Origin of the sequence: Paraburkholderia aromaticivorans, from assembly GCF_012689525.1 — a bacterium.
In the GTDB taxonomy this organism is placed as follows: domain Bacteria; phylum Pseudomonadota; class Gammaproteobacteria; order Burkholderiales; family Burkholderiaceae; genus Paraburkholderia; species Paraburkholderia aromaticivorans_A.
The window spans coordinates 1808771-1829598 of the sequence record NZ_CP051514.1 but is presented as its reverse complement, the minus strand read 5'-3'; the positions used below and the strand labels follow the sequence as shown (position 1 = coordinate 1829598).

The following is a 20828-nucleotide window of genomic DNA, read 5'->3' as shown; positions in this document are numbered from 1 at the left end:
ATTGCGCGTAGTCAGTGACGCGCACACTTGGGAGGACACTGGGATGGATTTGCGTTATACCGCGGCGGAGCAGGGATTCCGTGACGAAGTACGCGTATTCGTCGAGGCGAAGTTACCGAACGACATTCGGGACAAGGTGCTGGGCCACCGTCGCGTCGAAAAGGATGATTACGTGCGCTGGCACCGGATCCTGCACGCGCAGGGGTGGGGCGCGCCGACGTGGCCGAACGAATTCGGCGGCACGGGCTGGAACGCGCTGCAACGGTTGATTTTCGAAATTGAGGCGTTCAGGTCTGGCGCGCCGCGCCTGCTACCTTTCGGGCTGACAATGATCGGCCCCGTGCTGATGAAGTACGCGTCGCCGGAAATGCAGGCGCGCTTTCTGCCCCGCATTCCGACCATGGAAGATTTCTGGTGTCAGGGCTATTCGGAGCCTGGCGCCGGCAGCGACCTCGCGTCGCTGAAAACGCGCGCGGTTCGTCGCGGCGACAAGTACATCGTGACGGGTCAGAAGACCTGGACGACGATGGCGCACTTCGCCGACTGGATGTTCTGCCTCGTGCGCACGGATACGGAAGCGAAGCCGCAGGAAGGCATCTCCCTCTTGCTGATCGACATGAAGTCGCCCGGCGTGACGGTGCGCCCGATCGTGACGCTCGACGGCGGTCATGATGTCAACGAGACATGGCTCGAGGACGTCGAGGTGCCGGTGGAAAACCTGGTGGGCGAGGAAAACCGCGGCTGGACGTACGCGAAGTACCTGCTGGGTCATGAGCGGACCGGCATTGCGGGCATCGGCCACTGTCATCGCGAGTTGCGGCAGCTGAAGCACTACGCAACGATTACGCCGGACGGCAAAGGCGGCCGTGTGATCGACGACGTGCGCATGCGCGACAAGATTGCGCGCATCGAGATGGACGTCATGGCGCTCGAAATGCTCTTGCTGCGGGTCGCTACACAGGGCGCCGGCAAAGAACCGGGCCCGGAAGCGTCGGTCGTGAAGATCCGGGGCTCGGAGATTCAACAGGATATCGCGATGCTCCAGCAGGAAGTTGCCGGCCCGCACGGCTGGCCGTATTCGCCGCAGTGGCTGGAGGAGGGCGCAACGCAGCCGGTGAGCGGGCCGGACTGGGCCTCGCCCGCTGCATCGACTTACTTCGACATGCGTAAGGTATCGATCTATGGCGGCGCGACCGAAGTGCAGAAAAACATCATCGCCAAGATGATCCTCGGTTTCTAGGAGCGGGCATGGACTTTACCTACAGCGAAGAGCAGCAGATGATGGCCGACAGTCTGCGCCGTTTCGTCGACACCGAATACACCTTCGAGCGACGCCGCAAGCGCTCGCGCCAAGGTGGCGCGTTCGAGCGCGCGATCTGGTCGGCGTTCGGAGAACTGGGCGTGCTGGGCCTCACGATTGACGCCGACTACGGCGGTTTTGGCGAAGGGGCGGCGAGTCGCCTCGTGGTGCAGCGCGAGCTGGGCCGCGGTCTCGTGCTCGAGCCGGTCGTGCCGTGCGCCGTGGTCGCGGCTGCGGTGATCGGCGAATTCGGCAGTGACTCACAGAAGGCAACGTGGCTTCCGGCCATCGCGAGCGGCAAGAAGATTGTTTCGGTCGCGTACCTTGAACCCGATTCGCGCTTTCGGCCCGATGCGGTGAAAACGATCGCGGAACGCAGTGATGACGGCTACGTGCTGAACGGCCAGAAGTCACTCGCCTGGCACGGCGAAGTAGCCAATGCGCTGCTCGTTACCGCGCTCGTCGGCCGGTCCGGCGACATCGGCCTCTTCATCGTGCCGCGCGACGCGAAGGGCGTTGCGCTGACCGGCTATCCGACAATCGACGGCCTTCGTGCCGCCGACCTGACGCTCGACAACGTGACGGTCGGCGCCGACGCGCTGATCTGCGGCCCAGCGGACGGCCTCGATGCGCTCCAGCACGGGATCGACCACGGCATTGCCGCGCTCTGTGCGGAGGCGGCCGGCGCGATGGAACGGCTGATCGACATCACGGCCGAGTTTTTGCGTACGCGCAAGCAATTCGGCCAGCCGCTCGGCAAGTTCCAGACGCTGCAACACCGCATGGCGGACATGCTGGTTCAGAAGGAGCTCGCGCTGTCGATGGCCTACGTCGCGGCGCAGGCGCTCGACGAACCGGACGCGGCGCAACGCGCGCGCATGCTTTCGGCGGCCAAGGTCATGGTCGCAAAGGCCGGGCGTTACGTCGGTCAGCAGGCGGTGCAACTGCACGGCGGGATGGGGATGACCGACGAGCTGGAAGTCGGCGACTACTTTAAACGTCTGACGATGTTCGATCCGTTGTTCGGCGACAGCGACTATCAAGTCGCCCGCTACAGCGACGCGATGGCATCGTAAACCGGCCGCGTTGCCCCGGTTTCTGGAACGCTGTCCGGTTCCCGGGTGGCAGTGGCAACGCGGGGAAGGTCGATCATGATGCACGCGCTCAACTCGACGGCAAGCGCACACGTGGCGCGCGTGCCTGGCCGCGGATCGCATCCCGGCCGGGTGCGTCTGCTGCGTGTCTGCAATATCCGGTTACCGTTCCAGGTCGAGTTCGTGGCGCGCCGTGGGCAACATCTGCTCGCCGGCGAGCGGCGCCGAGGCGTGCTTGCGCAGGGCGAGTCGGTGGTCGTCGAGCGGTACCGCACGGTGCACTACGAAGGCGCGACGCTGATCGATGCGCGCGTCGGGTACGAGCTTCATCTGATACTGCATGACGTCCCGCCTATCATCGACGTGGGAGAAGCCTGCACGGCGCCCGCCCTCGGAGCGGTTCTCGCGTATGCGGTCTTTTGCGAACCCGCGTGCGACTGGTCGGTCGCGCTCGCGGCTGAGCGGATGCAGATGAGCACGCAGCATCTGAAAGCGCAGTTGTTCCGCGAAAATAACGCCTTGACGGCGATCCTGCGCGAGCAGCGCCTGATGCGCGCTTTGCTGGCTCTGCTCGCGCAGCCTCATGCCCGCCAGAATCTACCTGCACTGGCCGGTCAGTTCGGCTTCGGTTCGGCGGCGCGTCTTGATGATGCGTTCGACGAACGTTTCGGCAGCACCGCGTCGCAGATCGCGACGCTTGCGTGGTATCCCGCGCTCACCTGGTCGTTCGCCGCCTCGGCGGCGGAACAGGGGCGCGCGGCGACGGCCGAAGCGGCAGCAACATGATCCGCGACGGAGCCGCGGTCAATCCTAACGCCCCAATCCATCCTCGACGAGCAAATCGACGAGATTGCGTGCGAACAACGGCAGCGCGCCGAGATCCGCGACGCAGATCTGCAGTTGGCGTTCGGCCCAATCGTCGTCGAGCTGGACGATGCGCAGCGCCATGGTCTTTGCGTGGCGGCGTGCCGTGCGTTCGGGCAGCACGCCGACGCCGACGTTCGCCTCGATCATCCGGCAGGCGGTCTCGAAGTTGCTGACCTGGATACGCCAGCGCAGCGTGCGCTGCAAGTCCGCCGCCGCACGCTTGAGAAAGCTGTGGATCGCGCTCGCTTCCGGAAGGCCGACAAAATCGTACTCGAGCGTATCGACAAAGGCCGTGTGCGTATGGGCGGCGAGTGGATGGCTCAGCGCACAGGCGAGGACCAGACGATCGCGCTGATAGGGCATCGCTTCGAGCCCTTCGGTGCGCACATTGCCGGCAACGATGCCAATGTCCACGACGCCTTCCTGCACCGCCCGGACGATGTCCGGACTCAGCCGCTCCTGCATGTCCACGGTCACGTCCGGATGATTGACCAGGTAGCTGCGCAGCACGCCGGGCAAGAACTCGCTCATTGCGGTTGTATTTGCAAAGACGCGGACGTGCCCCTTGACGCCGGACGCGTATTCCTGAAGGTCTCCGGTCAACTGTTCGAGTTGCCGCAGCACGCGGCGCGCGTGCGCAAGCAGCGTCTCTCCTGGCGCCGTGACTTTGACCCCCTGGCTCGTGCGGCTCAGCAGCTTGACGCCGACCTGTTCCTCCAGATTCTTGACGCGCGTACTAGCCGCCGGCAGGGACAAGTGCGAACGCTCTGCACCGCGCGTGAGGCTGTTGGCCTCTGCGATGTGAGTGAAGAGATTGAGATCGATCAGATCGAAACGCATGAAGGGATTCCTGAATGTCATTTTGATTGTCGCCATGAATCTACCTAACGTAAATTAGGTAAAGTACGGAGACGTCCTGATGGCAACGCTTGCGAACCATGTGCAAGCACAATTTCGATCGATCGGTCTGATTCCGGACGATTCGTCTCGCGGAATGAAAGGCGAGCGTGTCGCGGCGCATCCGGTTAACGCGCGACGAATCCCGGATTCGCGAGATACAAATTGTCGAGCCTGCACGCATGCGTCAATCTGCAGACATCTGAAGGCAATCGACGGATCAAGGAGATGAAGTGATGGCGGAGCAACGCATGATGGATGGCAAGGTCGTAATCGTGACGGGCGCGGGCGGCGGCATCGGCCGCGACATCGCGTTGCTGATGGCGCGTCAGGGCGCCAAGGTCGTGATCAACGACGTCGGCGCATCACTCACGGGCGAGGGGCACAGTGCCGGTCCCGCGCAACAGGTCGTTGAAGAGATCAAGGCTTTTGGCGCTGAAGCGACGGCGAACACGGACAGTGTCGCGGACCCGGCCGGTGCCGCACGCATCGTCGAGCAGGCCGTGGACACGTTCGGCCGCGTCGATTGCGTCGTCAACAACGCCGGCATTCTGCGCGACCGCTTCTTCCACAAGATGTCCGAAGCCGAATGGGACGCAGTCCTGAAGGTCCATCTTTACGGCAGCTTCTATGTGTCGCGCGCGGCGGCCGATCGCTTCAAGGAACAGGGCAGTGGCGCCTTCGTCCACATGACGTCGACCTCGGGCCTGATCGGCAATCTCGCGCAGGCGAACTACAGTGCGGCGAAACTGGGGATCGCCGGCCTGTCGAAGTCGATCGCGCTCGATCTGCAGAAATTCGGGGTGCGCTCGAACTGCATCGCGCCGTTCGCATGGAGTCGCATGATCAATTCGATCAAGGTCGACACACCGGAGCAGGAGGCGCGCGTCGAGAAAATCAAGCAGATGACGCCAGCCAAGATCGCGCCGCTGGCCGTGTATCTCGGCAGCGAGGCGGCGCAGTCGGTCAACGGCCAGATCTTCGCGGTGCGCAACAACGAAATCTTCGTGATGAGCCAGCCGCGTCCGGTGCGTTCGGTGCATCGCAGCGAAGGCTGGACGCCGGAGCTGATCGCCGAGCACGCGATGCCGGCGCTTCGCTCGAGCTTCCATTCCCTCGACGTGTCGGCTGACGTGTTCAGCTGGGATCCGGTGTGACGCGGCATCGCTGCACCCACTTCTGACACGTGCATCTTTAACGAGAGGAATTCAACATGAGACGAGCAGCGATCGTGGCACCCTTGCGGACTCCGGTCGGCACGTTCGGCGGCAGCCTGCGCGGCGTGCCGGTCGAGGCGCTGGCGGCGACCGTCATCCGTGCGACGCTCGAACGGAGCGGCATCGACCCCGCCCGCATCGAAGACGTCGTGTTCGCGCAGTCATACGCGAACAGCGAGACCCCTTGTATCGGCCGTTGGGCCGCGCTGGAAGCCGGCCTGCCGGTGCAGGTGCCGGGCATGCAACTCGACCGCCGTTGCGGTGGTGGCCTTCAGGCGGTGGTGACCGCCGCGATGATGGTGCAAAGCGGCGCGGCCGATGTCGTCATGGCGGGCGGCGTCGAGAGCATGAGCAACATCGAGTACTACACGACCGACATGCGCTGGGGCTCGCGCGCCGGCTCGGTCAAGCTGCACGACCGCCTGGAGCGAGGTCGTGAGCGTTCGCAGCCGGAGGCGCGTTTCGGCTACCTCTCCGGGATGATCGAGACCGCCGAGAATCTCGCGCGCGACTACGGCATTTCCCGTCAGGAGGCGGATGAGTACGCAGTGCGCAGTCATCAGCGCGCTGCAGACGCATGGACCTCCGGCCGCTTCAACGACGAAATCGTGCCGGTGAGCGTGCCGCAACGCAAGGGCGAGCCGGTACTGTTCACACGTGACGAAGGTGTACGCGTGGAGGCCACCGTCGAGTCGCTCGGCAAGCTTCGCCCGCTGATGAAGGACGGCACGGTGACGGCCGGCAACGCCAGCCAGCAGAACGACGCGGCCGCGGCCTGCCTGATCGTCGCCGAGGACAAGCTCGCGGAACTGAACCTCACTCCAATCGCATACCTGACGGGCTGGGCGGCCGCCGGGTGCGAGCCTTCGGCGATGGGCATCGGCCCGGTGCCCGCCGTCCAGAAGCTGTTGGGTAAAACCGGGCTCACGCTCGATCAGATCGACCTCGTCGAATTGAACGAGGCCTTTGCCTGCCAGGTGCTGGCCGTTCTGAAAGGCTGGGGCTGGAACGATCAGTCGCGGCTCAATGTAAACGGCTCGGGCATCTCGCTCGGCCATCCGATCGGCGCCACCGGCGTGCGGATGCTGGCGACGCTGCTCCACGAACTGCAGCGCCGCAAGGGCCGCTACGGTCTCGAAACGATGTGCATTGGAGGCGGTCAGGGGATCGCCGCGATTTTCGAGCGCGCGTGATCCCACCCCGTCGACTGATTGGAGCACCACAATGAATGAAGAAAACCCCTTGCTGGTCGACATGACGGACGGCATCGCGACGCTGACGCTCAACCGCCCGCAGCAAAAAAACGCGCTGAACGATCCGCTGCGCCATGCGTTGCGGGCTGCGGTCTATGCGATTCGCGCGGACCGCTCGGTGCGTGCGGTCATCTTGCGCGGCGCGGGAACGGACTTCTGTTCCGGTGGCGACATTCGCTCGATGAACGTCGCGGATGCCCAGGCAGGACGTGAGCGCATCGACGATCTGCACGGCTGGATCAGCCTGCTGCTCGACCTGGACCGACCCGTCATCGCGGCAGTCGACGGTGTGACCTATGGCGCGGGCTTCAGCCTCGCGCTCCTCGCCGACCTCGTGATCGCGACGCCGCGCACGCGTTTCTGCATGCCGTTCATGAAGGTGGGGCTGCTGCCGGACTGCGGTGCGTTTTATACGCTGCCGCGCGTGGTCGGCATGTCGCGCGCGAAGGATCTGGTCTTCAGTGCGCGGGAAATCGGCGCGGACGAGGCGCGCAGCATGGGTGCGGTATTCGAGATCGTGCCGGAAGACACACTGCACGAACGCGCCCGGCAACTGGCGACAAGCCTCGCAGGGGCATCCCCGGTCGCGTTCGGCCTTGCGAAGCGTGCGATCAACCAGTCATACGGCAGTGACTTGCGCGCGATGCTCGAGGTCGAAGCGCTCGGGCAAGGTATCGCGTTCACCACCGACTACCACAAGGAAGCGGTACGACGCTTCAAGGAAAAAGATACACCGCTGTTCCAATGGCCCTTCAAGATCGATGCCTGACCGACCATCATGACCATCAGCTACCACAACCTGAAAAACTGGCCGTTCGAGGACATCGAGCAGCATTACTCGGCCCGCGACGCAATCCTCTATAGCCTCGGCGCGGGCTATGGCATGAATCCCCTCGACCCCGACGAAAGTGCGTTCGTGTACGAGAAAGAACTGCGCGTGCCGCCGACATTTGCGGTCGTGCTCGGTTTTCCAGGCTTCTGGGTCAAGGATCCCAGGAGCGGGATCGACTGGGTCCGCATGCTGCACGGCGAGCAGACCTTGCACATTCACAAGGCGCTACCCTCTGCTGCCACCGTGATCGGCCGTTCGCGTATCGCGCGCATCGTCGACAAGGGACCGGGCAAAGGCGCGCTCGTGCTGATCGAACGCAAAGTGACCGACAAGGCCACAGGCGAACTGCTGGCGACCATCGAACAACTGAACTTCTGCCGCGGTGACGGTGGCTATAGTGCCGGCGGCGACCCGAGCGACGAAGCGCCGACCTCGCCGCCGCCGGTGCCGGAGCGCACGCCGGATGCAGTGTGCGATCTGCCGACACGCCCGGAGATTGCGCACATCTACCGCCTGTCGGGCGACGACAATCCGCTGCACGTCGATTCCGATGTGGCCCGCAACGCTGGCTTCGAGCGGCCAATCCTGCACGGTCTTGCCACCTGGGGCGTCGCGGCGCACGCGGTATTGAAGACGACGTGCAACAGCGATCCGGCGCGCCTTTCGCTGTTCCGTGCACGCTTCACGGCGCCGGTTTATCCTGGCGAAACGATCCGCACTGAAGTGTGGCGCGAGGGTGACGTCGTGCAGTTCCGTTCCAGCGTGATCGAACGCAACGTGGTCGTGCTCAACAACGGCTACGCGGAACTGCGCTAAAGCGCTACCTGGTTCAATCGGCTCGATCTTTACGGAAGCAACTCATGGTCCGTCAACCGAAACCGCTGGTGCGATCCGATATCGCCTACAGCCTGCCCGATCGCATCGTCGTGCGCGGCAAGGATTTGCCCAACGAAATACTGGGGCATATGAACCTCGGTGATTTCGCGTTCCTGCAACTGACCGGCAAGGCCGCGACACCGGAGCAATCGGCGGTGTTCAACGCGATCCTCATCACGCTCGTCGAACACGGCATGACACCGAGCGCGATCGTCGCGCGCATGACCTATGCAGGCGCCCCCGAATCGCTGCAGGCCGCGGTCGCGGCCGGTCTTTGCGGGCTCGGCTCGGTGTTCGTCGGCAGCATGGAAGGGGCGTGCCGGATGCTGTCCGAGGCACTGCCGTATAGCACGAAACATGAGGACCTTGAGCAACTCGCACACGACACGGTTGCCGCGTGGCGCGGGCGCGGCGCGACGATTCCCGGCATCGGGCATCCCCTTCACAAGCCGGTCGATCCGCGTACGCCGCGGCTCTTCGAAATGGCCGCGCAAAACGGCCTGTCTGGCGATTACGTGAAGCTGATGCAGCTGATCGGCGCCGAAGCGGAGCGCGTCTCGGGCAAGTCGCTGCCGGTCAATGCAACCGGCGCGATCGGCGCGATCTGCTGCGAGTTCGGCTTTCCATGGCGGATCGTGCGCGGCTTTGGGGTGATGGCCCGAGCGATTGGGCTCGTGGGGCACCTGGCCGAGGAGGCGGAACGGCCGATGGCCTACGAGATATGGCAGCGCGTCGAGGACGAGGCTTCGGCCTATCTGCGCGGCGAAGCTTAGTTTGCATTTGCATAGCAACATTGAAGAAAGGAGATGAGCGTGAAAATCCTGGTGCCAGTCAAAAGAGTGGTCGATGCAAACGTGAAGGTCAGCGTGAAATCCGATCAATCGGGCGTCGATCTCACCAACGTGAAGATGTCGATGAACCCGTTCGACGAAATCGCAGTAGAAGAGGCCGTGCGTCTGAAAGAAGTGGGCGTAGCGACCGAAGTGATCGCCGTGTCGGTGGGCGTCGCGCAGGCGCAGGAAACGCTGCGCACAGCGCTGGCGATCGGCGCGGATCGGGCGATCCTCGTCGAGTCGAAAGACAGCGTCGAGCCGCTCGCGGTCGCGAAGATCCTGAAGGCGCTCGTCGACAAGGAACAGCCGCAGCTGATCATTCTCGGCAAGCAGGCGATCGACAACGATTCGAACCAGACTGGCCAGATGCTGGCTGCGCTGGCAGGCTTGCCGCAAGCGACGTTTGCCTCGAAGGTTGTCGTCGCAGACGGTAAGGCTACGGTGTCGCGCGAAGTGGACGGCGGTGCTGAAACGCTGTCGCTGACGTTGCCCGCTGTGATCACGACCGACCTGCGCCTGAACGAGCCGCGCTACGTGACGTTGCCGAACATCATGAAGGCGAAAAAGAAGCCGATGGACACGATCAGGCCGGAGGATCTCGGCGTCGATGTGACGCCCCGCCTGAAGACGCTGAAAGTCGCCGAGCCGCCTAAGCGCTCCGCCGGCGTGAAGGTGGCCGATGTGCAGGCGCTGGTCGAGAAGCTGAAGAACGAAGCCAAGGTGCTTTAAGTAGAACACGGAGACAGACGAAATGACGAATCTTGTATTGGCGGAACACGACAACGCGTCGATCAAGGCTGCGACACTGAATACGATCGCAGCGGCGCAGAAGATTGGTGGCGACATTCACGTGCTGGTGGCAGGGCACAACGCGCAGGCGGCTGCTGACGCAGCAGCGAAAATTGCAGGTGTGTCGAAGGTGCTGCTGGCCGACGCGCCCCAACTCGAAGCGGGCCTCGCGGAAAACGTCGAAGCGACGGTGCTGAACATCGCGAAAGACTACTCACACATCCTTGCGCCGGCGACGGCTTTTGGCAAGAACATCACGCCGCGTATTGCCGCAAAGCTCGATGTCGCGCAGATTAGCGACATCACGGCTGTAGACAGTGCGGACACGTACGAGCGTCCGATCTATGCCGGTAACGCCATCGCGACGGTTCAATCTCAAGATCCGATCAAGGTCATCACGGTCCGCACGACCGGTTTCGACCCGATTGCGGCAGAAGGCGGCAGCGCCGCGGTCGAGAAGATTGAAGCGGCAGCGGATACCGGTCTGTCTCAGTTCGTGAGCCGTGAAGTAACGAAGCTGGACCGTCCGGAACTGACCTCGGCGAAGATCATCGTTTCGGGCGGCCGCGGTCTGGGCAACGGCGAGAACTACACGAAGGTACTCGAACCGCTAGCGGACAAACTCCAGGCCGCACTCGGTGCCTCGCGCGCGGCAGTCGATGCGGGCTTCGTACCGAACGACTATCAGGTTGGTCAGACCGGCAAGATCGTCGCGCCGCAGCTGTACGTGGCCGTCGGTATCTCGGGTGCGATTCAGCATCTGGCCGGGATGAAAGACTCGAAGGTGATCGTGGCAATCAACAAGGACCCAGAGGCGCCGATTTTCAGCGTTGCCGATTACGGTCTGGTCGGCGATCTCTTTACGCTCGTGCCGCAACTCGAAACAGCGCTCTAAGTTCCACCGCAGTACGTATCGTGATGCCATGCTCGCTCGCGGAAACGCTCGAAGCCCCGCGACATGCTGCGCCAACCCATCGTTTCCATACCTGAACGTTTGCCCCGTATGCAAACGTCGCCTCATCGCATCTGAAGCAACTGCTTCGCCAGTGCAGAACCCGCCCTTCGTGATTCGTCAATTGCAGATCGATGCCACAGTTCGTAGCATTGGGACAAGCTTCGCGGCATGGTGCCCGCATGCGCCCGTCGTGACCAACGGGCGCTTTGCATCGCTGCCTCGCGAGACGTTTTTGCATGAACAATCAGAAGCAACACATCACCCGCAAAGGGCCCCCTGAAGGGAGCGGCCACCGCGCACGGAGAGAGAGACAGGATGGAACAGGTTAACGACAACGCGGAAATCGTCTGGCGTCCCGACCCGGAACTCGCGCAATCGAGCAATCTTGCCGCGTTCATGCGCCGGCTCGGCATCGACGAGGCAAATCCGGATGGGTACCGGAAACTGCTCGAGCTTGCCGACACCCAGCCGGAGCATTTCTGGAACGAGGTGATCGCGCACATGGGCATTCGTTTCGATCGCCCGTATTCACGCGTATTCGACGACAGCCAAGGCGTCGAATGGACGAAGTGGTGCGTGGATGCGACGGGCAACGCGGTGCTCAATTGTCTCGACCGCCACGAGGGTGAAGCGCACGCATCGAAGGACGCGGTCGTGTGGGAGGGCGAGGACGGCAAGAAGCGCCGCTGGAGCTACGCGGAACTGGGTGCGCAGACGAGCCGCCTCGCCGAGGGCCTGCGCGCACTGGGTTTCGGGCCGGGCGACGTGATCGGCGTGTACATGCCGATGGTGCCGGAAGCGGCCGCCGCCTTGCTCGCAATCTCGAAGATCGGCGGTATCGTCTTGCCGCTCTTTTCGGGCTTCGGTCCTGCCGCTATCGCTTCGCGTCTGAACGACGGGCGCGCAGTCTGTCTGTTGACGGCCGACGGTACGTGGCGCCGCGGCAAACGCATCGACATGAAACCGACGGTCGATCTCGCCGTGCAGGACGTGCCGGCGCTGCGTCACGTGGTTGTGCTGAAGAACATCGATAGCGCGTTGCCCTGGGACGCGGATCGCGATCGCTGGTGGCAGGAGATCTGTGCGGGTCGCGCGGACGACGCGCCAACCACCATGGTCGATGCCGACGCGCCGATGATGGTGATGTACACGTCCGGCACCACCGGCAAGCCGAAGGGCACGGTGCACAGCCATTGCGGCTTCATCACGAAGCTCGCGCTCGACATGGGGCTGTGCGCCGACTACAAGGCGAGCGACCGGATGATGTGGATGAGCGATATGGGGTGGCTGGTCGGCCCGATCCTGATCTATTCGACGACTCTGCTGGGCGCGACGATGGTGATGGCCGAAGGCGCGCACGATTTTCCCGATACCGGCCGGTTCTGGCGCCTGATCGAAGAGAACCGGGTCAGCGTGCTTGGCATTGCGCCGACCATCGTCCGCAGCTTTATCCAGGCGGGCGGCGCGGGCATCGAAAAATATGACCTGTCGTCGCTGCGCATCGCGTTGTCGACCGGCGAGGCCTGGAACGCAGACGCGTGGCACTGGATGTTTGAAAAGGTCTGCGGAAAACGCGCGCCGATCATCAACTATTGCGGCGGCACCGAAGTAGGCGGCGGCATCGTGACCGGCACGGTGCTGCATCCGATGAAACCATGTTCGTTCGCGGGTCCGGTGCCGGGTATGGGCGCGGATATCGTCGATGAAACCGGGCGCTCGGTCGGCGCCCGAGGCACAGGTGAACTCGTGCTGCGTCGTTCGTCGATCGGTCTGACGCGCGGACTGTGGCACGACTCGGAGCGCTACATTGAGAGTTACTGGAGCAAAGTGCCTGGCGTGTGGTGGCACGGTGACCGTGCGCATATCGACAGCGACGGTTACTGGACCATCCTTGGCCGCTCCGACGACACGCTCAAGATCGCAGGAAAGCGGACCGGTCCGTCCGAGGTCGAGGCGCTGGTCAGCGCAACGTGCCTCGCGGCCGAGGTCGCCGCGATCGGGGTACCCGACGCCGTGAAGGGCGAATCTTTGGTGCTCGTGGCAACGCTGATGCAGGGTGTCGCCGCGACGCCGGAGACCGGCAAGAAACTGTCCGAAGCGGTTGTCGTCGGTCTCGGCGTGGCATTCCGGCCATCGGCAGTGGTTTTCGTGCCGGACCTGCCGAAGACCCGCAACATGAAGATCATGCGCCGCGTCGTGCGGGCCGTCTTCGTCGGTCAGCCACCGGGGGATATTTCATCGCTGGCCAATCCTGAAGCGATCGAAACGCTCGCCGCCGCCGTGCGCGCGACGCGGGAACATTGAGCGCGAAGATCCTCGCAATCCGACATAGGCACACGGCGGGCATGAACCGCAGTGCGCCAGTAACCAGGGAAAATTTTCATGAGCCGCGAATACCACGACATCGTTTTCAAGGTCAACGCAGGCGTTGCCACGATCACGATCAACCGGCCGAACGTGCTCAACGCGATGCGAGCGGAAACTGCCGAGGAGTTGATTCACGCCTTCTCGACGGCCGGTTGGGACAAATCAATTGGCGTGATCGTCCTGACCGGCGCCGGCCGCGCGTTCTGTACCGGCGGCGATCAAAGCGCGCACAACGGCCAGTATGACGGACGCGGCGCGATCGGCATTCCGGTTGAGGAACTGCAATCGATCATCCGCGACGTGCCCAAGCCGGTCATCGCCCGGGTGCACGGTTATGCGATCGGCGGCGGCAATGTGCTGGCGACGCTCTGCGATCTAACGATTGCCAGCGAGAGCAGCAAGTTCGGGCAGGTAGGGCCGAGAGTCGGATCGGTCGATCCTGGCTTTGGCACTGCCTATCTCTCCCGTATCGTCGGCGAGAAGAAGGCCCGCGAAATGTGGTACCTGTGCAAGCGTTACAGCGCGCGCGAGGCAGAGGCCATGGGACTCGTCAATGCCGTTGTACCTGACGAGGAACTCGACGCCGAGGTGGCGCGCTGGTGTGCGCAGATCCTCGAGCACAGCCCGGCGGCGATCGCCCTGGCCAAGCGGTCGTTCAATGCCGATACGGAGAGCATCCGAGCCATCAGTTGGATGGGCATGCAGACTCTGTCCTACATGTACGACTCGGAAGAGTCTCGTGAAGGAGTGAAGGCCTTCCTCGAGAAACGCAAACCGGAGTTCAGGAAGTTCACGCGCTGAGCCTTATTGATGCCCGGAGTAGGCTGGACTATGGCGAGCGTGCGATGGCATGCCGCGGGGCTGCCGTACGCTCCTTCTCTGACACTTCTCCAACGGTGAATCGGCGTTTCTCGAGTGACAAATTGAAGTACGTCTCTATCGACCGTAGGATTTTCTCACGGGTCCCATCACGGGGCGGTCAAAACGATCTTTGGAGATAGAACGTGCAGTATGCAAACTTTGAAAACAAGGTAGCCCTCGTCACCGGCTCGTCGGGGGGACTTGGCTTGCGCATCGCTGAGAAGCTCGCGGCTAATGGCGCGACTGTGGTGATCAACAGTCGTTCGAAAGAAAAGGCCGAGCAGGCTGTGGCCGGTCTGCGCACGATTTCCGACAAGGTAAGCTACGTGCTCGGCGATTGCGGTGACTATGCAGCCGCTACGCATATCGCCGAAGCTGCAGCCGCTATCAATGGCGGCATCGATATCGTTGTGAGCTCGGGAGCGCAAGGGTCGGTCAGCCCGATGCCGTTTGCCGAGATGACAGGCTCACAACTTGTCGAAGCGTTCGAATCCCGCTTCTTTGCGCGGGTTTTTCCGGTTCATGCCGCTGTGCCGTATCTGAAGGTGCGCGGCGGTTCGATCGTGATGGTCGGTACCGACGCAGGTCGGCACCCGACGCCCGGCGAATCGATCGTTGGTGCTGTGGGTGCCAGTGTGATCCTGATGACAAAGGCGCTGGCAAAAGAGTTCTCGCGTTGGCGCATACGCGTGAACAGCGTCTCCTTGACCCTCACTTCCGATACCCCTTCCTGGGAGCGCATTTTCGGTCAGGAGAATTTTCAGCATCGACTTTTCAGCAAGCTGGTAGAGCGCTTTCCGTCCGGCCGCGCGCCAACCGCCGAAGAGGTGGCGCGGGTTGCCGTGTTCCTCGCGTCCGAGGAAACGGCACAGGTCACGGGACAAACCATCAGTGTGAACGGCGGACTGTCGTTCGGCGGCTGGTAATCGTAGCGGGCATGCGGCGGCCGATTCCAAACATGGTCAACTGCGAGACCAACGACCTGTTCTTTGACAAGCTTGTGGGCGCCGCTAGGCGTCGACTCGGCCATCACTGCGTGGAATGCACCGATGATGCTCACCTGCTGCGTTGAGATCGATACGCAGCGGCGGGATACCCAGGCGTTCGTCAAAGACGAATTGCCCCTTCTCGACTCACTAATTGAAGGCCGTCCGCGCAGCTTCTAACATTCAATGCAAGGACCGATCAACTTGCTTCTCGCAACAGGAGGCATACGGTCCGGCAAATGCGAAACGGATAGAGGCAGAGATGAAAACCGGAGAGAAGTCTTTACGTTTTCTGGTCGAAAAGTGGCTTGCTCCTAGTGCGACGATGCCGGCCAGGGTGACGCAATTTATCCACGCGCGCGGCGATCCGTGGCGCTATGTGCGCGTGGAATCCTCACAGCCCGGTGGCGTCCTTGCGATCTTCTTCTTTCGGCACGACGACGGTTCATGGTGCGCTGCTTCCAGGAGTTGCACGCTCACCCGATACGGCGCTTCGTAGCCGCAGCGCCGACATGCTGTCTCCAACGGCCGACGGTGGGCGGGACAGACACTGACGCTCTCCATCTGACGAAGCATGCTGTGGTACCCGATCGCCATACAGCGGCGGCAGTGTCGAAACCCTGGGTTATAACGGCGGGCTCGGTCGCGATAAACCGAAGGGGTAAAATCCGGAGCAGACGAAATTCCCCGAATGGCACGATGAAGAAGACGCAGACTCCGCGAAAGGCACTGGCCTCGGGCATAGCCAAAGTTCTGAAGCGACTTCACTATCCGCTCGAAGTGATATTGGTCTGCGTGAGATGGTACGTGGCCTACTCGCTGAGTCTGCGTGATCTCGAGGAAATGATGGGTGAACGCGGTATTTCAGTCGATCATTCGACCGTGCACTGCTGGGTGATCAAGCTGGTGCCATTGCTCGAGAAAATGTTTCGCAAACACAAAAGGCCGGTTGGCAAGAGCTGGCGGATGGACGAGACCTACCTCAAGATCAGGGGTCAGTGGAAGTATCTCTACCGCGCCGTGGACAAGGCCGGCAACACCATCGACTTCCTGCTGCGCGCCCATCGCGACAAGCCTGCAGCGCGCCGCTTCTTCGAGAAAGCGATTGGCCAGAACGGCGCCCCGCAGACGGTCAACATGGATAAGAGCGGTGCAAATCTGGCCGCCATCCAGGCGATCAACGCCGCACGCGAAACACCTATCCGCGTCCGTCAGGTCAAGTATCTGAACAACCGCATCGAGCAGGACCACCGGGCCATCAAACGCCGAACCCGACCGATGCTCGGCTTCAAGGATTTTCGTTGTGCACGCATCATTCTGGGCGGCATTGAGGTGATGCATATGATCCGCAAGGGGCAAATGAAATGCGCCAAAGGGACCGGCGCGTCCGCCGCACAGCAAGATTGGCCGGGACATCCTGGCGCGGCAGCAGCAGCAAAGGTGGGGCGCCCGGGTGGTTGATCAGCTTGCGCGCGACCTGAAGGCGGCATTTCCCGACATGAAGGGCTTTTCTCCGCGCAACCTGAAGTACATGCGCGCGCTCGCCCAGGCGTGGCCGGAAGCGGAATTTGTGCAGCAACCTGCTGCACAATTGCCGTGGTTTCACCTGTGCACGCTGCTGGACAAGGTCAAGGATCCGGCCGCGCGCGACTGGTATGCAAACAAGTCGCTTGAGCACGGCTGGTCACGAAGCACACTCGCAATGCAGATCGAGACTGGCGCGCACGCCCGCACCGGAAGCGCCATCACGAATTTTGAGGAAAGGCTGCCTCCACCTCAATCCGATCTCGCCCGCGAGGCGCTGAAGGATCCGTACATCTTCGACTTCCTCAACCTGACGGAGGACGCGCAGGAGCGCGACATCGAGCAGGCACTGACGAGACATATCACGCGGTTCCTGCTGGAACTTGGCGGTGGCTTTGCGTTTGTCGGGCGCCAGTACCGGCTCGAAGTCGGCGGAGATGATTTCTTTGTTGACCTGCTCTTCTATCATTTGAAGTTGCGGTGCTACATCGTCGTGGAACTCAAGACGACACCGTTCCGGCCAGAATATGCCGGCCAGCTCAACTTCTACCTGTCTGCTATCGACGCGCAGGTGAAGGCGCCCGAGGATCAGCCGACCATTGGCCTGCTGCTGTGCAAGGAAAAAAACCGGCTGGTCGCCGAGTACGCCCTGAGGGGTGTCGCAAAACCCATGGGCGTCGCGGAGTACCAGTTACTGCGCGAGGTGCCGCCTTCTCTGGAAACAACACTGCCGTCCATTCGCGAAATCGAGGCGGAACTGCACCCCGACTTGCCAGCCGATTCGTGACGCTTTCTTCACGCGTCTTAACTGACCCGGGCTGATCACTCGATACAGGAAAGATCAAGGCTGCGCTATTGGGAGGTGAAACAGTTCGGTAAATCATATTGCTGAACACTTGTGATCAGTCTCAGGCTCGCCTCAATGCGACTATCTGGCGCGTCATCATGGCGATCTGCTGACCGACGAGGTGTCGACAACGGATGCGAATGCTGCCGACAATCGCGTCTCCGATACAGAGTAAAACTATCAATCGCGTGTGTCTGTGTGCAAAGGAGGTGTTGCGTCAAGCCGGTCGCAGGATCGACAGATGATTCTGCCACGGTGTATTGATAACCGTGTCAGCATCATTTATAGGTCGTCCCATGAAAACACTCGACGTGTCGCAAGCGACCGCCGCTGCCCAGGCCGGCGGCGTTCTCTCCGCCATCCTGAAGGCCGAAGGTGGTGCGTTCTATGTCGAGCTGGAGACCCGTACCGCCGGTACCGCCCTGCTGGTCACGTCAAACAACCGCCGCCCGCGGGCGTTCCGCAACCCGGTCAAGGCGCTCGAGGTGATCCGCGAACTCGGCCTGCAGACGGGGCGGTTTTCGCTCGAGGCGTGGCGGCCGGACGAGGTCGGATCCAGGCGGCAGAGCGGGCCGGACCGCGCCGAGGCGATGAAGGCCACGCATGCGAGCGCCGCCGCCTATGACGAATGGGTCCGTCAGCAGGTGCAGGAGGCGATCGACGATCCGCGCCCAACGGTCGCGCACGACGACGTGATGGAAAAGGCCAGTGCGCGCATCGAGGCGACGCGGAAGGGCAAGCGTGCGAAGGCTTGAATGGAAGGTCCAGGCGGGAAACGACCTGTTTGACATACTCGACTACATCGGCCACGACAATGCCGATGCGGCCGTTGAGCTGGTGCAGAAGATCCGCACCAAGGTTGAAGGCCTGCGCGGGCGCCCAACGCTGTACCGTGCCGGCCGGTTGCGCGGTACGCGCGAGATGATCGTTCACCGCAACTATGTCGGTGTTTTATCGCGCAAGCGATGAAGTCGTGACGATCCTGCGCGTGAAGCACGCGCGCCAGCAGTGGCCGTGAGTGCGAGACGGCCTCATCTACTCCGAAGGGCGCCATGAACGGCTATAGCGGCTGTGCGGGTTGGGCGGTGAAGGCGCGATGCCTGACGCACATCCAGTGCTCAAAGACAGTCATCTTCTCAGCAACCTGAAACGTGACGTGTGTTGAAAAAGGCGGCCGATTCCCTGGCGGCACGGCCGCCGCAAAATTCCGTGCAATTTTCGTCCAGGTCAGAGCGACACGATCTGTCGCAACAGTTCCAGCGCTTTCATTTCGTCCAGACGACCGGTTCGTGCTTTACCTGCGAGCGTCTTGATCAGCGCCTCTGCGATCGGTTCGATCCCTATCAGATCGTCCAGGCTGGTGACGGACGCAGAACGGCGCGGTTCCTCGATGACCTCTGTGATGGAAGCCGGCGCTGGCTGCAGGTGAGAGGCGGACGGTGAGGCATCGTTGTCAACAGGTTGCCGGGTTACCAGATCTGAGGCAGGCGGGACTTCCGCATCCTGTTCCTCCAAGACTGCCTTCGTCACGGCGGCGGCGCCGGTGTGATCCGGCTCAGACGGTTGAGCGTGTCGATCGCTCGCGGGTTTTGCTTTTCTACCCGCGGACTTTCTTGCCACCGCTGCTTCCGGCTCTACCGCGGCGGGCAAATCCCGCTGATCAGGTGCAGATCGACCCGACTGCGGATCGAGCAGGACCGTCACCGGCTCAGGAATGTCCGTGACTGAACGCGGAACGTCCAGCCAGGCAGTTGGCAGCCCAAGGCGTTCAGTGAAACGGTTGGCTTCGGCTTCGTCCATGCGCTTCTGGCCATACAGACGATTGTCCAGATTAGAGGCGCTGATACTCATCACCTCGCTGAGTCGCACCTTCGAGCCCTTACGGGAGGTGAGCACGTGCAGGTTCGCGCGACGGATGTTTTGCCGAGCCGCCATGTCGTTTAGTGGCAGGGATTGCTGAGCCCCCGACTTCATCGACGATCTGGGCTTCGCTGATGCCGGTTTCGACGAGGGAACCGTGGCAGTCTTTGCCGCAGCAGGTTTGCTCTTCGCGGCGGCCTGTGGCGAGCCGCCAGCGGTTCTCTTTGACATTTCTGATTCCCTGGGCAAACGGTCAGTGGGGGTAGGGTGGCGAATCGCGGCTATTACAGGAGCCGGTTCCAATGCTTGCGCGTCCGATGATTCCGGTTCTGTATGCGCGGCGATAAAGTCGAGCGGCGCCCTCAATCGACTGATTGTCTCGGACGTGAGAGCAGGGTTGGGTTGATCGAAAAACCCATCGGGTAGCCCGAGCGTCGTTTCAATGTGGAAGGCCGTCTCGGGTGTGAATCTCTCGCCGTTGATCAACTCGGCTACGCGTGTCAGGTTGGAATCGAGTCCCAGCGCGATATTCTCTGCGCCCACCGTGTCGACCAGCCACTTGAACGAACGCGTTTTGAAAATGGACGCCGTCTGGGCCTGGTCTCGCGCGGGCGGCGTTTTTACATAAGGCTTGTTTTGCCGGTGGGATGTCGTTTTCGAAGGTTGGCGCGATTGACGCGGACCCTTGTCTCGAGATCCCGAATGTTGCCCATGTGGTTGACTCATAAAGTGGGGCTCTCCGCCGTAAATCACTATCGATTCGGGAATTATAAGGGAGGGGAGACTGACATCGCACTCGCTGGCGTCCAGGGAACTGCTGGTGCCCTGCACACTGAGTGTCTTGCTCCTGAGACCTCTATGCCAAGAACGAGAGGAGAGCATGGGGCAAATGAAGCCAACGAAAGCGATCAAATCGATTCGCGCGCAAAGGAGGGTATCGGAGTGCAGCGGTCATTGCATACCGGCGATCAAGGGCAAGTTATCGGCCATAGCTGACGTTGGAGGGGGCTCGGTTCTACGTCAGCTATGTGGCGGCGAATTGCTGCTAATGGCGGTGTCGAACAGTCGGACGGCAGCTTCCTCGATCAGTGCCTTCACACTCTCGACCCCATTGAGCATCTGTTTTATCGATCGTATCGGGCGTTTCAGATAGCGAGTTGGCCTATCGCGACACAGCCACCCAGGTTAACTACCCTGATAGATATCGCACGACAGGCCCACCACGCACGGTTGACCGTCTCGGGTTTTGCCGTAACCATTTCGTCCGCCCGGTTGGGCCCCATAGTCCCACATACTGTCGCCGTCCATCGGTATCGCCCGCTGCGATGAATTTATTGACTGCTGACTGGATGAGTGGCTGGCGATGTCTGACGGTTGCATTTCCTGAGAGTCGGCAGCGCCGGCCGCGGCGAGCAGGAATAGCACGATGGTTCCAGTCGAGGGTTGCAGTTTCATTTCTTCACCTTTTCG

18 protein-coding genes and 2 pseudogenes are annotated in these 20828 nt (G+C 62.0%); 17 read left to right on the top strand and 3 right to left on the bottom strand.

Translation table 11 applies throughout. The features are described from left to right. Positions 1–43 precede the first annotated feature (43 nt). The 3 genes from HF916_RS08605 to HF916_RS08595 all read left to right on the top strand — a co-directional run bounded on the left by HF916_RS08605 (position 44) and on the right by HF916_RS08595 (position 3180). The gene (locus HF916_RS08605) at positions 44–1240 is read left to right on the top strand and encodes an acyl-CoA dehydrogenase family protein (RefSeq protein ID WP_168788506.1); all 1197 of its coding nucleotides are present in this window, start codon (positions 44–46) and stop codon (positions 1238–1240) included. An 8-nt stretch (positions 1241–1248) separates the two neighbouring features. Further along, positions 1249–2376 carry an acyl-CoA dehydrogenase family protein gene (locus HF916_RS08600; RefSeq protein ID WP_168788505.1) on the top strand — a complete coding sequence of 376 codons (1128 nt, stop codon included), beginning with the start codon at positions 1249–1251 and terminating at the stop codon, positions 2374–2376. A 75-nt stretch (positions 2377–2451) separates the two neighbouring features. Beyond that, complete coding sequence (locus HF916_RS08595; protein WP_168788504.1) at positions 2452–3180, top strand: hypothetical protein; 729 nt, start codon at positions 2452–2454, stop codon at positions 3178–3180. Between the two features lie 24 nt (positions 3181–3204). Here HF916_RS08595 and HF916_RS08590 read toward each other — a convergent pair whose 3' ends face one another. Beyond that, the gene (locus HF916_RS08590; RefSeq protein WP_168788503.1) at positions 3205–4101 is read right to left on the bottom strand and encodes a LysR substrate-binding domain-containing protein; all 897 of its coding nucleotides are present in this window, start codon (positions 4099–4101) and stop codon (positions 3205–3207) included. 308 nt (positions 4102–4409) lie between these two features. On the opposite strand from HF916_RS08590, the gene HF916_RS08585 reads away from it, so the two are divergent. From HF916_RS08585 to HF916_RS08520, 14 genes and pseudogenes are all read left to right on the top strand, one after another. After that, complete coding sequence (locus tag HF916_RS08585; protein WP_168789079.1) at positions 4410–5315, top strand: SDR family NAD(P)-dependent oxidoreductase; 906 nt, start codon at positions 4410–4412, stop codon at positions 5313–5315. Positions 5316–5371: 56 nt separating this feature from the next. Then, complete coding sequence (locus HF916_RS08580) at positions 5372–6568, top strand: acetyl-CoA C-acetyltransferase (protein ID WP_168788502.1); 1197 nt, start codon at positions 5372–5374, stop codon at positions 6566–6568. Between the two features lie 31 nt (positions 6569–6599). After that, on the top strand, positions 6600–7397 hold the full coding sequence (locus tag HF916_RS08575) for an enoyl-CoA hydratase/isomerase family protein (protein ID WP_168788501.1): 798 nt from the start codon (positions 6600–6602) through the stop codon (positions 7395–7397). A gap of 9 nt (positions 7398–7406) precedes the next feature. Then, positions 7407–8276 carry a MaoC/PaaZ C-terminal domain-containing protein gene (locus HF916_RS08570; protein ID WP_168788500.1) on the top strand — a complete coding sequence of 290 codons (870 nt, stop codon included), beginning with the start codon at positions 7407–7409 and terminating at the stop codon, positions 8274–8276. Between the two features lie 44 nt (positions 8277–8320). Next, the gene (locus tag HF916_RS08565; protein ID WP_168788499.1) at positions 8321–9109 is read left to right on the top strand and encodes a citryl-CoA lyase; all 789 of its coding nucleotides are present in this window, start codon (positions 8321–8323) and stop codon (positions 9107–9109) included. Positions 9110–9148: 39 nt separating this feature from the next. Then, positions 9149–9898 (top strand): electron transfer flavoprotein subunit beta/FixA family protein, encoded by a 750-nt coding sequence (locus HF916_RS08560; RefSeq protein ID WP_168788498.1) that lies wholly within the window; start codon positions 9149–9151, stop codon positions 9896–9898. A gap of 22 nt (positions 9899–9920) precedes the next feature. After that, entirely contained in the window at positions 9921–10853 is a 933-nt protein-coding gene (locus HF916_RS08555) for an electron transfer flavoprotein subunit alpha/FixB family protein (protein ID WP_168788497.1), read from the top strand. Positions 10854–11228: 375 nt separating this feature from the next. Next, entirely contained in the window at positions 11229–13217 is a 1989-nt protein-coding gene (locus HF916_RS08550; RefSeq protein WP_168788496.1) for an AMP-binding protein, read from the top strand. Positions 13218–13295: 78 nt separating this feature from the next. Continuing rightward, the gene (locus HF916_RS08545) at positions 13296–14081 is read left to right on the top strand and encodes an enoyl-CoA hydratase-related protein (RefSeq protein WP_168788495.1); all 786 of its coding nucleotides are present in this window, start codon (positions 13296–13298) and stop codon (positions 14079–14081) included. 203 nt (positions 14082–14284) lie between these two features. After that, positions 14285–15067 carry an SDR family NAD(P)-dependent oxidoreductase gene (locus HF916_RS08540; RefSeq protein ID WP_168788494.1) on the top strand — a complete coding sequence of 261 codons (783 nt, stop codon included), beginning with the start codon at positions 14285–14287 and terminating at the stop codon, positions 15065–15067. Positions 15068–15826: 759 nt separating this feature from the next. Continuing rightward, on the top strand, positions 15827–16588 hold the full coding sequence (locus HF916_RS08535) for an IS6 family transposase (RefSeq protein WP_168788493.1): 762 nt from the start codon (positions 15827–15829) through the stop codon (positions 16586–16588). After that, positions 16527–17438: pseudogene (locus HF916_RS08530) on the top strand (PDDEXK nuclease domain-containing protein); the annotation flags it as partial. The gene HF916_RS08535 and the pseudogene HF916_RS08530, both read left to right, overlap by 62 nt. Positions 17439–17794: 356 nt before the next feature. After that, complete coding sequence (locus HF916_RS08525) at positions 17795–18253, top strand: hypothetical protein (protein WP_168788492.1); 459 nt, start codon at positions 17795–17797, stop codon at positions 18251–18253. After that, positions 18240–18516: pseudogene (locus HF916_RS08520) on the top strand (type II toxin-antitoxin system RelE/ParE family toxin). The gene HF916_RS08525 and the pseudogene HF916_RS08520 overlap by 14 nt, the downstream one beginning before the upstream one ends. 209 nt (positions 18517–18725) lie before the next feature. Here the strand turns inward: HF916_RS08520 and HF916_RS08515 are convergent. After that, a complete protein-coding gene (locus HF916_RS08515) occupies positions 18726–20084 on the bottom strand; it encodes a hypothetical protein (protein WP_168788491.1) in 1359 nt (452 codons plus the stop codon). 459 nt (positions 20085–20543) lie between these two features. Then, entirely contained in the window at positions 20544–20813 is a 270-nt protein-coding gene (locus HF916_RS08510) for a hypothetical protein (RefSeq protein ID WP_168788490.1), read from the bottom strand. Positions 20814–20828 lie beyond the last annotated feature (15 nt).

What these genes read in the sequence shown, in the direction of transcription:
- HF916_RS08595 (WP_168788504.1), top strand. Translation starts at nt 2,452, where the DNA reads ATGATGCACGCGCTCAACTCGACGGCAAGCGCACACGTGGCGCGCGTG.
- HF916_RS08585 (WP_168789079.1), top strand. Translation starts at nt 4,410, where the DNA reads ATGATGGATGGCAAGGTCGTAATCGTGACGGGCGCGGGCGGCGGCATC.
- HF916_RS08570 (WP_168788500.1), top strand. Translation starts at nt 7,407, where the DNA reads ATGACCATCAGCTACCACAACCTGAAAAACTGGCCGTTCGAGGACATC.
- HF916_RS08590 (WP_168788503.1), bottom strand. Translation starts at nt 4,101, where the DNA reads ATGCGTTTCGATCTGATCGATCTCAATCTCTTCACTCACATCGCAGAG.
- HF916_RS08565 (WP_168788499.1), top strand. Translation starts at nt 8,321, where the DNA reads ATGGTCCGTCAACCGAAACCGCTGGTGCGATCCGATATCGCCTACAGC.
- HF916_RS08510 (WP_168788490.1), bottom strand. Translation starts at nt 20,813, where the DNA reads ATGAAACTGCAACCCTCGACTGGAACCATCGTGCTATTCCTGCTCGCC.
- HF916_RS08600 (WP_168788505.1), top strand. Translation starts at nt 1,249, where the DNA reads ATGGACTTTACCTACAGCGAAGAGCAGCAGATGATGGCCGACAGTCTG.
- HF916_RS08550 (WP_168788496.1), top strand. Translation starts at nt 11,229, where the DNA reads ATGGAACAGGTTAACGACAACGCGGAAATCGTCTGGCGTCCCGACCCG.
- HF916_RS08575 (WP_168788501.1), top strand. Translation starts at nt 6,600, where the DNA reads ATGAATGAAGAAAACCCCTTGCTGGTCGACATGACGGACGGCATCGCG.
- HF916_RS08605 (WP_168788506.1), top strand. Translation starts at nt 44, where the DNA reads ATGGATTTGCGTTATACCGCGGCGGAGCAGGGATTCCGTGACGAAGTA.
- HF916_RS08535 (WP_168788493.1), top strand. Translation starts at nt 15,827, where the DNA reads ATGAAGAAGACGCAGACTCCGCGAAAGGCACTGGCCTCGGGCATAGCC.
- HF916_RS08545 (WP_168788495.1), top strand. Translation starts at nt 13,296, where the DNA reads ATGAGCCGCGAATACCACGACATCGTTTTCAAGGTCAACGCAGGCGTT.
- HF916_RS08525 (WP_168788492.1), top strand. Translation starts at nt 17,795, where the DNA reads ATGAAAACACTCGACGTGTCGCAAGCGACCGCCGCTGCCCAGGCCGGC.
- HF916_RS08555 (WP_168788497.1), top strand. Translation starts at nt 9,921, where the DNA reads ATGACGAATCTTGTATTGGCGGAACACGACAACGCGTCGATCAAGGCT.
- HF916_RS08580 (WP_168788502.1), top strand. Translation starts at nt 5,372, where the DNA reads ATGAGACGAGCAGCGATCGTGGCACCCTTGCGGACTCCGGTCGGCACG.
- HF916_RS08515 (WP_168788491.1), bottom strand. Translation starts at nt 20,084, where the DNA reads ATGAGTCAACCACATGGGCAACATTCGGGATCTCGAGACAAGGGTCCG.